Origin of the sequence: Litorimonas sp. WD9-15 (genome assembly GCF_050271975.1) — a bacterium.
In the GTDB taxonomy this organism is placed as follows: domain Bacteria; phylum Pseudomonadota; class Alphaproteobacteria; order Caulobacterales; family Maricaulaceae; genus Litorimonas.
Genome location: NZ_CP189850.1, coordinates 2,814,598 through 2,827,858 on the forward strand (window position 1 = coordinate 2,814,598; position 13,261 = coordinate 2,827,858).

Consider the following 13,261-nt stretch of genomic DNA (forward strand, 5'->3'; position numbering starts at 1 on the left):
GAAAATCCGTTTCGGCAAGCCCAGTTTTCACAAAATGTGCGGAATTCAGCACAAAAAAAAGGACGCTGTTTTTTCAAACGGGCGCCCGGAAGGTATTAGGTGAATGGTGGTGTCCCTAGAAGAGACAGTGAATATGTGAAGGAATAGGGTAAACATCCGGTTAACCTTACCTATTTCTTTCGACAATCTTCATAGATTGGACATTTTTGGCGGCTTCGGGCAGACTTACTTTATGAAAACGATCACAACCTATGCCGAGTTCTGGCCCTATTACCTGCGGGAACATGCGCAGCCTGCGACGCGCGGCTGGCATTATGTCGGGACGGGGCTGGCGATTTCGCTCCTCATCTTTCTGCTCATCACGCAGAATTGGCTTTTGATTCCCCTCGTCCTCATCTGCGGCTATTTCTTCGCCTGGGTCAGTCACGGCCTGATCGAGAAGAACAAACCCGCGACCTTCACTTACCCGCTTTGGTCCCTCGGCTCGGATTTCAAAATGCTGTTCCATTTTTTGACCGGCACAATGGGGCGTGAGTTGGAGAAGGCCGGGCTTCAGTCCGCCGAATAGACGACCTCGCCTCCCTTAATCGTATGCCGCACGCGCCCCGTCAGGCGTCGTCCGTCAAATGGCGTGTTCTTTGAGCGGCTGCGCAGCTTTGACGCGTCGCAAACCCAAGGCTCATCTGGATCAAACACGACAAGATCGGCCACCGCGCCTTCCGCAATCCGCCCGGCCTCAATGCCCAGCAAGTCCGCCGGCCCACAGGTCAGCGCCCGCAGGAACGGCAGCAGGTCCAGCCCGCCATCCGCGACCTGGCTCAAACCCGCCGCCAGTAGCAATTCCAACCCGACCGCGCCGGGTGACGCCTCCGCATAGGGCAGACGCTTTTCCCCCGCGGGACGCGGGTCATGATCAGACACAATCACATCAATCGTCCCGTCATTCACAGCGGCGAGCAACGCCTGACGATCGCGTTCTTCGCGCAGGGGCGGCTCCAGTTTCGCAAAGGTCCGGTAATCGCCGATATCAATTTCATTCAACGCGAGATGATTGATCGACACACTTGCGGCCACTTCCAACTCTTTCGCTTTTGCCCGACGTAACACAGGCAAGACATCCGCAGACGAAATCAGGTCCAACAGGACCCGCCCGCCCGTCAATTCCGCCAGCGCCACGTCCCGTTCCGCCATGATGCGTTCAGAGACGGCGGGCGCGCTGGACAGACCGAGCCGCGCGGAAAAATCACTCTCATGCGCGACGGTGCCTTTGGACATATCCGGTGTGATACAGTGATTGGAAATCAGCGCGTTGAAACTGGAGGCATAGGCGAGCAAACGCCTCATAGTCTGCGCATCCGTGATGGGCATTTTCCCGCTGGCAAACAGGACCGCACCCGCTTGTTGCATCAGGCCGATTTCTGTCATGGTCGACCCGTCCATATCCTTGGTCAGCGCGCCCGCCACCATCACATTGACCGGCAGGCCTTCGCCGCGCCGCTGCACATAATCGACCAGCGCCATATCATCCAAGACAGGGTCCGTGCCGGGCATGACAACCATGGACGTGACTCCGCCCGCAATGGCAGCCTGCGCGGCCGTGGCCAGTGTTTCGCGGTTTTCCCGACCGGGCTCACCCGTCGTCACACGCATATCAATCAGGCCGGGCGCAACGCAGAGCCCCTGCCCCTCAATAACCGTGCCATAGATTCCGCAATCGGGACCGAATTCGGCGATGACGCCATTTTCAATCCGCAAGTGACCAAGCGCATCCATCCCCGTTTCAGGATCGAGAATACGAATATCCGTGAGCGTTAGCGTGCTCATGTCGCAGCCCTCCGGTCTTGCGCATCTGACAGCGCATGCAGGATCGCCATTCGCATCGCGACACCCGCCCCGACCTGATTTGTAATCAGCGAAATATCGGGATCATCGGCGACATCGGAACTGATCTCCACCCCGCGATTCATCGGCCCCGGATGCATGACCAATGCGCCCGGTTTGGCGAAAGCGAGCTTGGCACGGTCCAACCCGTGGAAGTGAAAATATTCGCGTTTGGACGGCACAAAGGCCCCCTGCATCCGTTCCAATTGCAGGCGCAGCATCATCACGACATCGCAGCCTTTCAAGCCGGATTTCATATCGTGAAAGACCTCCGCCCCCCAACGATCTGCGTCCGTCGGGATAAGGGTCGGCGGCCCGACAAGACGCACATTCGCGCCCAACAGATTCAGCAATTGCACATTGGACCGCGCCACGCGGCTATGCAGAATATCGCCACAAATCGCGATTTGCAGCCCGCCAATATCACCGTCAAAAGCTTCGCGAAGCGTTAGCGCATCCAGCAGCGCCTGCGTCGGATGTTCATGCATCCCGTCCCCCGCATTAATCACGGAACAGGACACTTTCTGCGCCAGCAGAGCCGGAGCCCCGGATGAGCCATGCCGCACGACGAGGAGGTCTGGATTCATAGCATTCAATGTCGCCGCCGTGTCTAGCAGCGTCTCGCCCTTCTTCACGGAACTCGACGCCACCTGCATCGAAATCACATCCGCGCCGAGCCGTTTGCCCGCGACCTCGAACGACTTTTCCGTACGTGTCGAATTTTCAAAAAATAGATTGATCAGCGTCTTGCCACGCAACACATCGCGCGTGCGGGATTTCTGTACATCCAGATCCAGATAATGCGCGCCGAGGTCCAGCAGGCGTTCAATATCAACACGGTGAAAATCGGAAATGGACAGGCAATGTTCGCGCGTAAACGGATAAGCGTCGAAATCGGTCATATCATGCGTCATCGGCAAAAGGTCCTTCAACTCGCGACGCAGTAACGGGTGGAGATGGGGGCGTCAATTGGAGCGTTCGAATAGGTCTTCGCGCCTATCGACAATATTATTGTAGAGCCGTTTAAATTCCTCATAGAACCTCGCTTCATCTTCCGGTGAAGGCGGTGGCAAATCTTCATAGGCCGTATATTTTGGTGCGTCGGGATCTGGCAGATCTTCGCGTAACTTCGCGAGCCTTGCTTTCTCGATCTCAAGTTTGACCTGTGCGAGTTCATCGGCAGGCGAGAGCGGGAGATATGCCCCGCACTTGCAGCGAGAGTGTTTGGATCGTCTGGATTTGGAATGTTTCATGGGGTTGCCTTTCACGCAGGAGGGAACGCTCGCAGCCCGTCGCGGGGTCTGCCGGAGTGTTCAGTTTGGGGAGGATGGACCGCCCGCGTGGCCGGCACCCCTGCCGGAGTACCGAGAGTTTTATTTTATTTTGCAGAGGCTAGGCCACGCGGCGACGGTTGTAGACATAACGGTCCGTGCAATTCGCGTTCGCGAAATGCACCGGGTCCCGCAGTCGCGCCTTCAACAGCTCTGCAGGGCTTTAATCCTGCAAGCCCCGTTCAAGGCCCGGCGGTCAACGCTCGCCATGAAAGACCCGGCACAGATCGACCTCGATAGTCAATTGCTCAGTCCCGCCGTCCTATGAGCAACAAACCACGATCGATTGCCTGTCCATCTCATCGGAACAGATGAAACATATCGCGGGGCGGATAAACGGGGATACGATTGTGCTTAACCGGGGATTGGGTACGCAACCTCCCCCACACCCCGTCCACCCCAAACTTGATTTGGGGTCCAGAGCGTCAATGAACCGTTTGTCCATAACGCACTGAAAGCAATCACCGCTCTGGACCCCAGCTTTCGCTTGGGTGGACGGAAATGGAGGTGAGGGATTGGGAAAGTTCGCGTCTAAGTAAGTGAATTTTAACGCGGATAAACATCCCCATTCTGTTGGATTGACCCAGATTCAAATTTGAACCTTCACCGCCCATCCTGAATAAGGACGCATGACCCGTCCGTTTCAATTCAACCCGCTCTCCGCAGATTTCGCCGCCGACCCCTATGCGACCTATGCCAAGATGCGGGCTTTAGATGCGCCCTATCATTGGCCCGACCTGAACATGGTTATGCTCTCGCGTCATGCGGATGTCTCGCAGATTGCGACGGACCCCGCGATGGTGAGGTCCCTTGTGGGCTTTCGATCCCCTGCTGAAATTGCTGCTGAAAAACAGGCCTCGGGCTTCGCGGATATGCCCTTTCACGAGCGTTTTGTGCAGACAAACCTGCTGGATACGGACGGGCCGGACCATGGGCGGTTACGAAGCACCGTAATGGGGGCGTTTACAAGACCCGGCGTTGGGCGGATGGAGGCCGATATTCGAACCTATGTGGACCGTCTTTTGTCCAACATTCCACGCGGCGTGCCATTTGATTTTATCGAAACTATTGCCGCACCCCTGCCCGGACTCGTCATCGGGCGGTTCTTGGGCGTACCGGAGGAAGACGCCCCGCGCTTGCGGGAATGGTCGGAAGATGTCGTCTCCTATTATGACGTGGACAAAACGCCGGAGAAGAAAGCGAAGGCCGAGACCGCCGTTCGGGAATTTCACGACTATCTCGTCGCATTGAAGAAGGCACGTCAGTTGGCGCCGAAAGACGACTTGCTCTCAAAAATGATCGCGCAGGAGATGGCGGGGGCATTCAAGGGCGACGAACTCATTGCGACCTGCATGTTGATCCTAATGGCGGGGCATGGGTCGACAATTGATGTGATCGGGACGGGGTTGCACACGCTCTTGAAAAACCCAGAGGCACTTGCGGATTTGCGGCGTGATCCTGACTTATTGCCAAGTGCGATAGAAGAGATGTTTCGATACGAACCGCCCCTGCCTTTTTTTCACCGCCATACGACGGTGGATGTGGAAATTAGGGGGAATAAATATCCGGCGGGGACGACATTTGGACTGCTCTATGCTTCGGCGAACCGTGATGAGACTGTGATTGAAGATGCCGAAACCTTCGACATTCACCGCCAACCCAATCGGCATTTAGCCTTTGGACGTGGTGCACATCTGTGCCTCGGCAATCAATTGGCGCGATTGAATTTGCAGGTGTTGTTTGGAGAGTTATTGGTGCGGTTTGAGAAGGTAGTGTTGGCGGGTGACGTCAGATTTAAGCGGGGGTTGTCGGTACGGGGGTTGGAGCGTTTACAAATCACGCTCGACTGAACAATAAATGTCCCCCCGGCCTTGAGCCGGACCTTTATAGACTGAGTTAAATGTGGAGTCAGAATAGCACTTGGACTCCGCACCAAAGGCTAAGCCTAAGATCCCGGCTAAAGGCCGGGATGACATGAGTATTAAAAAACCGCGTCTCGAAAGACGCGGTTATCGTATCTAGTTTCGACGAATCCGACCCAGGTGGGGGTCGGCGTAGCGCTCAATTGACCCACTGGGTCAATTGCGGACGCTACGCGTCCTCCTTAGGCTTGGGCGCATTGGACCCTTTCCCGGAGGCCTTGCCCTTAGCAGGCGGGACGATCTTGAAGGTCAGGTTTTCCTTCTTGCGGTCGACGCCGACTTTCACGAGGCCGCCTGTCTTCAACTTGCCAAACAATATCTCATCCGCGAGCGGCTTCTTGATATATTCCTGAATGGCCCGGCCGAGCGGTCGCGCGCCGTAGCGTTTGTCATAGCCCTTATTGGCGAGCCAGAGATTGGCACCCTTGGACAGTTCAAATTCGATTTTCCGCTCGGACAACTGCGCTTCCAACTGAATGACGAATTTGTCGACGACCTTGGCAATGTCTTCCGGCGTCAGGGCCGCGAAGGACACGACAGCATCCAGACGGTTACGGAATTCCGGCGTAAAGCGACGCTGGATGGCGCTTTCCTGCTCATCATCGCGCATGCCGCGACCAAATCCGATTTCGGCCTTCGCCGCATCCGCCGCGCCTGCATTTGTCGTCATAATCAGGATGACATTACGGAAGTCGACCTTGCGACCATTGGCGTCGGTCAGGAACCCATTATCCATCACCTGCAACAGGATGTTGTAGATATCCGGATGGGCCTTCTCGATCTCGTCCAGCAAAAGGATGCTGTGCGGGTTCTGATTGACAGCATCAGTCAACAGGCCGCCTTGGTCATATCCGACATAACCCGGAGGGGCGCCGATCAGGCGCGACACGGTGTGACGCTCCATATATTCGGACATGTCGAAGCGGAGCAATTCCAGACCCTGGGTCATGGCAAGTTGCTTGGCGACTTCGGTTTTACCAACACCTGTCGGCCCTGCGAACAGATAGGAGCCAATCGGCTTATTCGGTTCGCGCAGACCTGCACGGGCGAGTTTGACGGCGGAGGCGACTTTTTCGATCGCGTCGTCCTGACCAAACACCATGCGTTTGAGGTCCATCGGAAGTGATTTCAGCGCCTTCTCATCATCGCGCGAAATAGATTTCGGCGGGATGCGGGCGATCTTCGCGATCACGGATTCGATTTCCTTGATGCCGATCTTTTTCTTGCGCTTATCCTCGGTCACGAGTTTCGTGCGCGCGCCTGCCTCATCGATAATGTCGATGGCCTTATCCGGCAGCTTGCGGTCCGTGATGTGACGCACAGAGAGATCCACCGCACCTTGGATGGCCGCAGATGTGTAAGTCACATCATGAAATTCCTCGAAATAGGACTTGAGGCCCTGAAGGATTTTCACGGCATCTTCCGCTGTCGGCTCAGACACGTCGATTTTCAGGAAACGACGCGACAGGGCGCGGTCCTTCTCGAAATGCTGACGATATTCCTTATAGGTCGTGGAACCCATGCAGCGGAGTTTACCCGATTGCAGGGCCGGCTTAAGCAGATTAGACGCATCCATCGCCCCACCCGACGTTGCACCCGCACCAATGATGGTGTGGATTTCGTCGATGAACAACACGGCGCCATCGGTTTCCTGCAATTGCGTGACGACGGCTTTCAACCGTTCCTCGAAATCACCGCGGTAACGGGTTCCGGCCAGCAGGGCGCCCATATCGAGGGAATAGATCGTCGCGTCTTTCAACACTTCAGGGACTTTCTCATTCACGATACGACGCGCAATACCTTCGGCAATCGCGGTCTTACCCACGCCCGGATCGCCCACGAGAAGCGGGTTATTCTTGCGACGACGCGACAGCACCATGATACAACGTTCGACTTCTTCATCGCGCCCGATGAGCGGATCAATATCGCCCTCTTGGGCTTTCTGGTTCAGGTTAACCGTATATTCTTCCAGTGGGTCTTTCTTCTTCGCGTCCTCACCTTCAGGCATATCCGCGCCCGTCGGGGATTTCGCGACATTCTCGCCGGATTTGCTAATCCCGTGGCTGATGTAATTCACCGCATCGTAACGCGTCATGTCACGTTCCTGCAGAAAATAGACGGCCGGGCTTTCGCGTTCCGCAAACAGCGCAACGAGAACGTTCGCACCTGTGACCTCTGATCGACCCGAAGATTGAACATGAATAACGGCCCTTTGGACAACGCGGTTAAAACCCGCCGTCGGACGAGCCTGCTCTGAGTCTTCGACTTTCAAAGACGCCAAATCCTCATCAATATAATTTTCTAGATCACTTCGTAAGGGTTCGATATCGACGTCGCAGGCGGTAATGACGGCGACAGCGTCTTTGTCATCCAAGAGAGCCAGTACGAGATGTTCCAATGTGGCCAACTCATGTTTGCGGTCTGTTGCAAGCTTGAGAGTCCGATGGATTGTTTCTTCCAAAACGGGGGAAAATGATGCCATTAGAATTTCCTTTCAGTGTCCAGATGTGGGGAATTCATTTCTGCTTTCAAGCCGCGAACTGTCACAGGGGCGTGAGGACATGTGTGAACAAGTCATTACCGGGCTTGTCGGTAGTGCATACGATGGCGCGACTTGGTTTTAGATTATCGGGACAAGCCCGGTAATGACGGATATGATTTGAACGACTCAAACCTTCTCCAACGTGCATTGCAACGGATGTTGTGCACGCTTCGCTGCGTCCATGACCTGCGAGACTTTTGTCTCCGCAATTTCGAATGTGTAGACACCACAGGTACCAATGCCCGTTTGGTGAACATTCAACATAATCTGCGTCGCCTCTTCCGAGGTTTTCTTGAAGATGCCCATAAGGATAGAAACCACAAACTCCATCGGCGTGTAATCATCATTCATCAAAATGACGCGCCACATGGATGGCTTCTTGGTCTTTGGCCGGAGCTTGGTCGCGACGCCGCGCTCTTCGCCGCTCTCGCTCTCATCATCGGATCCGGCAAGTTTGATATGGTTATCGTTTAAATTCACGGTCATCTTATCTCTTGTTATGAATTCATTACGGGCCTGCAAACCCTGTGGACGTTGGATAATGTGTGTAAGCTGTTCAATATATTCCAATTGAACTGAATAAAGTTAAGACACGTTAACCATGTCCTAACCGACAAACGGTAGCCAGGACGGATGTGGTTGCGACTCCTCCTCATTGCAATAGCGTTTGTCCTGATCTCGGTTCCGGCGCAGGCGCAGAACCGATATGCGTCGATCATTGTCGATGCGGATACGCTGGATGTGTTGCATGCGCGACAGATTGATGAGCCGCGATTCCCCGCCAGCCTGACGAAAGTCATGACCTTGCATCTGGTCTTTGACGCACTGGATGCCGGAACACTTCGCTTGGACGAGGAACTTACCGTCTCACAGAAAGCCGCCCGTACCCCGCCTGTGGAACTAGGCCTGAAAGCGGGCGCGAAGATCACCGTCGACCAACTCATCCAATCCGTCGCCGTCCGTAGTCATAATGATTCTGCCGTCGTACTCGCCGAACGGTTGGGCGGCACGGAAGCCCGCTTTGCCGAGATGATGACGGCCAAAGCGCGGGAGCTGGGCATGCAGCGTACAACATTCAAAACCGCGAACGGGCTGCCCCATCCTGACCAAGTCACGACCGCGCGGGATATGGCGAAACTCGCGCATAGCGTCCTGACGACCCACCGCGCGCGCTATCGATATTTTGGGCAGAAGCGGTTTCGCGGGCAGAAAAATACAAACGCGCTGCTTCACGATATGGTCGAGGTGGACGGGTTCAAAACGGGCTATACCCGCGCGTCGGGCTATAATCTGATGGTCAGTGCGACGCGCAATCGCCGTCGCCAGATCACGATTGTGCTGGGCGGGGCCAGCGGAAAGAGTCGAAATCAACATGTCCGAGACCTTGTCGAACGAGGCTTTGACGTTATGGGTGTCGTCCCCGAAGCCAGAACACAACTCGTGATGTCTGACACGCCACCCACAGCTATCCTGCGCGGAGTCGATGCGCCGGTTCAGGTTAAACCTTGGTCCGTCGCATTGCGGAATATGCCGAGCGAAGGTTTTGCGGTGCAAATGTCCAAGACCCTCGCGCCAAAAGCGCCGATGGAGCTCTCCAGTGGCTTCTCGCAGGGGCAACCGGTTTTCCATGCGAAACTGTCGGGATTAACAGCAGAGGAAGCAAAGGGGATTTGTAAAACGGCACAAGGACCGTGTTGGTTGATTGCGCCTTAAACCGGCCACCACCTGTTCCCGGCGAAGGCCGGGACATCCTTATGTTCACGACAGAATTCATGCATTTGCGAATAATAGTGTATCTGGAGTCCCTCATGAACATCTGCACCCTCTTGAAGACGTTGGAGATCCCGGCATTCGCCGGGAACAAGTCGTTTAATTTACCACTACCCCCCATGCTCACACACGGCTAAGCACACGCCATGAAAATCGTCCGCACAGAACGCGATCTCCGCAATCAAATCTGGTCCTATCGGGGATCGGGGGACCGGATTGTCTTTGTCCCGACGATGGGGGCTTTGCATGAAGGCCACCTGACGCTCGTCCGCTTGGCCAAACAATATGGCGACCGCGTTGTCGTCTCCATCTTCGTCAACCCCACCCAATTCGCGCCGGGTGAAGACCTTGATGCCTATCCGCGCACGGAAAAGGAAGATGCCCGCCTTCTCAAAGCCGAAGGCGTTGACCTGATCTATGTCCCCGATCCGCAAACCATGTATGATGTCCACCATGCCACAGAAGTCAAAGTCGGCGGCGTCGCTAAAGGGTTGGAAACGGATCACCGCCCGACATTCTTTGACGGGGTCGCGCTCGTCGTCACCAAGCTGTTCAACCGCGTACAGCCCGATACGGCGATTTTTGGCGAGAAGGATTATCAGCAACTCGCGACCATCCGACGCCTCGTCGAAGACCTCGACATGCCGATCAAAATCATTGGCGCTCCGATTGCGCGGGATGAACACGGCCTCGCCCTCTCCTCCCGCAATGCCTATTTCGATGCGGACGGTCTTGCGCTGGCCCGCAAGCTCAACGTTATCATGATGAAATGTGCAGAAGATATGCGCGACGGTCGACATGTTGATGAGGCGACGGATGCCGCGAAGCGGTCCCTGCTGGTGGCAGGCTTTTCTTCAATTGATTATGTCGAAGTCCGCAGCCCCAACTCGCTGACCGTCCTCGAAGGCGGCTATCTTAACGGTCCAGCGCGCGTCCTCGTCGCGGCGCATTGCCCGAATGGCGAGAGCAGCGTCCGCCTGATCGATAATTTCGCGGTTTAGCGAGAGGCCGGTCAGGCCTAAGCGCTAAGGGCGACATGGCTGCCGTAGCGATGGGACAATTTACCCAGCGTGCGGTCAAACGCCTCCAGGATATCTTCGCGCCGGACGGGTTTCGCGATCGTGTCATCCATCCCGATATTGCGGCAAATTCGGCGCTGCTGATAATCGGGATCCGCTGTTAGAGCGATAATAATGACATTCGCATAGGCGGCATCCGATTTCCGAATTTCAAGTGTCGCCTCTATCCCATCCATGACGGGCATATGAATATCCATCAATACGACATCGACCGAAACGGTGTTTAAGACATTCAGGGCCTCGCGCCCATTTTCTGCAAAATAAAGCTGTGCAACGCGTTTCCCGATGAGTCGCTTGACGACTTTCTGATTGATCGGATTATCTTCGACACAGAGAACATTCAAACCTTCAAAAGGTCGGATCTCATCATGCTTTGACACGCTCGCAACTTTAATGGGTTCAGGTACAATCAGCGCCTCAAATTCGGCGACCTTAGGCTTTTTCTGGAGGGGCGGGTCTTCGAGGACGGGCGCAGTCTCCGGCGCGGCCACATCTTTCGCCTCAGCCGGGTCAATGGGCAGGATCATTGCAAATGTTGAGCCCGCCTCCAGCGCGGATTTCACTTTTATCTGACCGCCCATAAGCTCGCAAAGATCATGGGAAATCGCCATGCCCAGCCCCGTGCCACCATATTCGCGTTGGATCGTGCCATCAGCTTGGGCAAAAGGTTCAAAAATACGCTTCGCCTCTTCGGGTGTCATGCCGATCCCCGTGTCCTGAACAGCGAGCACCAATTGTGGTACGCCTTTCAGATGAGCGTGTTTCGCGATAAGTGAAATCGTGCCCGTCTTGGTAAATTTCGTCGCATTTGACAGAAAATTATTCAGACATTGCTGCAGTCTGAAACCGTCCAATTCCAATATTTCCGGCAGGTTGGGATCAACGATCATACGGAAGGACAAGCCCTTGACGGAGATTTGCGGCTTCCAGAGTCGCGAGACCGTCTCTAACAGCTCCCGGATATCCGTTGCGTCCCGGATAATTTCGACGGAATTGCTCATCAATTTTGCATGATCCAATGTACGCGACAACAGATGGTGCAGACCTTCGGCGGCTTGTTCAATATCTGTGATGACCTCACGCACATCATCGGAAAGCGGCTCATCACGCAGACTATCGCTCATGCCGATAATCGCATTGAGCGGCGTTCGTATTTCGTGGCTCATCCGGGCGAGGAATTCTGATTTTGCTTTCGAGGCAGACCGTTCTTGTTTCAGCGCTTGGGTTTTGTCGACATCTTCGGTGATATCCATCACAAAAGCTGTTGCACCCAGTGCCGTCCCGTCGGGGGCGCAGGTAATTTGGCCGATGGATCGCTGCCACATACAGGGGTTTTCCTCCGTGCGGACGCGATATTTAAAGTCAAAACCGGTCTTCTGCCGGGCGATTTCCGCCCATTCGCTCGTGATGTGCTGCAAATCCTGAGGGTGGATAATTGCGAATAATCCGTTTTTCTGCAGAAGTGCCTGCTCGCGGTCTGTCAGACGGCTCATGACACTGGCGGAATAGGTAAATTGTCCCGTCTTAAAGTCCATGGACCAGAAACCGGCATTGGCCGCCCCCATCGCAATTTCAAATAGGTCGCGATATTGCGAGTCCACGGATATGTCGCGCACGACGAGCGTGGATTCGCCTTGACCATCATACCAAGAATTCGCGCGGACCCGCCGCCCATCCAATGTCGTGAGAATAACGGTTGTGCGGTGAGGCTCGGGTGACTGCAAAGATGCCGCGATCATCTTGGAAACCGCCTTGGGACTCAGCGGCTGACGCGTTACGGGGTCTTCTATTTTAAAACGGTGAAGCACATCAGAAAGGCTAAACCCCTCCAGTTCCGCATTCCGATCTAGTCCCAAAATACCGGCGACATCACCATCAGCCTGTTGAATAACCTGGTGACCGTCCACCCGCGCATAGGCCATATTGGCGGCATTCAAGATATGCGGGATGACATTGAGGGCACCCTGGTGGCGTTCGCTGTCTCTCGCTGTGAATAGAGCTGTCATGATCCCAACCTTTCAGTCTCCCCGAGACGTCAAAATGCAGGGACGTATTTAAGAAATCATAAATTGAGGCTTAAAATGATTTGCGACCTCAAGTCGTTCACGTGAAGAATTTCACCATCGTCAGCAACGGCACGGGCACAGATCCATTTTCATCCAGCCAGCGCGACTCAACACGATACCCACACCGAGCGTAAAAGGGCTCTCCTGCTAATGTCGCCGCCATTTCCAGCGTGAGGTAGCCCGCGTTGAAAGCGGCCTGTTCAGACGCCGATAGAATAAGCTTTGCAATGCCGCGGCGCGTATGATCGGGGTGGGTGTACATGGCGCGAATTCTTGCTCTTTCGGTCGCGGGGTCCAGGTGGCGCGCACTCCGTCCCTTCGTATGATTGCCGCCATAGAGCGTCGCGCGGAAAGACCATCCCCCACAGCCCACGAGCGTATCTGCGTCCCAGACACAGAAATAGGTTCCATCCGTGATGAGTTGGGTGTCTAAGCCCATGGCGGCCCGTGAGGCCTGAACCTGTTGCGGCGTGAGGTAATCGGATTGGAGTGTTTCAATTGAAGCCTGCATGAGCGCCTTTATGGCGGGAATATCCGCTTCAACGGCAAGTCGTAATACGATTTCAGAAGGTTGACCCAAAATATTTCGACCTCATTATGTGCAAACACGTTCAATAAAGGTAAATTTTACCTTAGCAATCAGCTGATTTGTGTCAAATTTGCAACAGAA

General features: G+C 54.9%; 12 protein-coding genes. 5 read left to right on the forward strand and 7 right to left on the reverse strand.

The window, feature by feature from the left end; genetic code table 11:
• Nucleotides 1-232 precede the first annotated feature (232 nt).
• Complete coding sequence (locus ACP9M6_RS13230) at nt 233-568, forward strand: Mpo1-like protein (RefSeq protein ID WP_427451846.1); 336 nt, start codon at nt 233-235, stop codon at nt 566-568.
• Here ACP9M6_RS13230 and pyrC read toward each other — a convergent pair.
• From pyrC to ACP9M6_RS13245, 3 genes are read right to left on the reverse strand one after another with little or no spacing between them, the layout of a single operon-like run.
• Nucleotides 553-1,824, reverse strand: coding sequence for a dihydroorotase (pyrC, locus tag ACP9M6_RS13235; RefSeq protein ID WP_427451848.1), 1,272 nt, complete (start codon nt 1,822-1,824; stop codon nt 553-555). The two genes, ACP9M6_RS13230 and pyrC, sit on opposite strands and share 16 nt — an antisense overlap.
• The gene (locus tag ACP9M6_RS13240; RefSeq protein WP_427451850.1) at nt 1,821-2,795 is read right to left on the reverse strand and encodes an aspartate carbamoyltransferase catalytic subunit; all 975 of its coding nucleotides are present in this window, start codon (nt 2,793-2,795) and stop codon (nt 1,821-1,823) included. Before ACP9M6_RS13240 ends, pyrC begins: the two co-directional genes overlap by 4 nt.
• A 51-nt stretch (nt 2,796-2,846) precedes the next feature.
• Nucleotides 2,847-3,134: a hypothetical protein gene (locus ACP9M6_RS13245; RefSeq protein WP_427451851.1), complete on the reverse strand. Its 288-nt coding sequence runs from the start codon at nt 3,132-3,134 to the stop codon at nt 2,847-2,849.
• On the opposite strand from ACP9M6_RS13245, the gene ACP9M6_RS13250 reads away from it, so the two are divergent.
• A complete protein-coding gene (locus ACP9M6_RS13250) occupies nt 3,133-3,480 on the forward strand; it encodes a hypothetical protein (protein WP_427451853.1) in 348 nt (115 codons plus the stop codon). The two genes, ACP9M6_RS13245 and ACP9M6_RS13250, sit on opposite strands and share 2 nt — an antisense overlap.
• Before the next feature lie 361 nt (nt 3,481-3,841).
• Complete coding sequence (locus ACP9M6_RS13255) at nt 3,842-5,062, forward strand: cytochrome P450 (RefSeq protein WP_427451855.1); 1,221 nt, start codon at nt 3,842-3,844, stop codon at nt 5,060-5,062.
• Between the two features lie 241 nt (nt 5,063-5,303).
• On the opposite strand, the gene clpA is transcribed toward ACP9M6_RS13255, so the two are convergent.
• On the reverse strand, nt 5,304-7,616 hold the full coding sequence (gene clpA, locus ACP9M6_RS13260) for an ATP-dependent Clp protease ATP-binding subunit ClpA (RefSeq protein ID WP_427451857.1): 2,313 nt from the start codon (nt 7,614-7,616) through the stop codon (nt 5,304-5,306).
• A 186-nt stretch (nt 7,617-7,802) separates the two neighbouring features.
• Nucleotides 7,803-8,162 (reverse strand): ATP-dependent Clp protease adapter ClpS, encoded by a 360-nt coding sequence (gene clpS, locus ACP9M6_RS13265; RefSeq protein ID WP_427451859.1) that lies wholly within the window; start codon nt 8,160-8,162, stop codon nt 7,803-7,805.
• Between the two features lie 147 nt (nt 8,163-8,309).
• Between clpS and ACP9M6_RS13270 the strand changes: the two genes are divergently transcribed.
• Both ACP9M6_RS13270 and panC read left to right on the forward strand, forming a co-directional pair.
• Nucleotides 8,310-9,389: a D-alanyl-D-alanine carboxypeptidase family protein gene (locus ACP9M6_RS13270; RefSeq protein WP_427451861.1), complete on the forward strand. Its 1,080-nt coding sequence runs from the start codon at nt 8,310-8,312 to the stop codon at nt 9,387-9,389.
• A 203-nt stretch (nt 9,390-9,592) separates the two neighbouring features.
• Entirely contained in the window at nt 9,593-10,447 is an 855-nt protein-coding gene (panC, locus tag ACP9M6_RS13275; protein ID WP_427451863.1) for a pantoate--beta-alanine ligase, read from the forward strand.
• Between the two features lie 17 nt (nt 10,448-10,464).
• Here panC and ACP9M6_RS13280 read toward each other — a convergent pair whose 3' ends face one another.
• Nucleotides 10,465-12,531 (reverse strand): ATP-binding protein, encoded by a 2,067-nt coding sequence (locus ACP9M6_RS13280; protein ID WP_427451864.1) that lies wholly within the window; start codon nt 12,529-12,531, stop codon nt 10,465-10,467.
• A 97-nt stretch (nt 12,532-12,628) separates the two neighbouring features.
• A complete protein-coding gene (locus ACP9M6_RS13285; protein ID WP_427451865.1) occupies nt 12,629-13,171 on the reverse strand; it encodes a GNAT family N-acetyltransferase in 543 nt (180 codons plus the stop codon).
• Between the last annotated feature and the right edge of the window lie 90 nt (nt 13,172-13,261).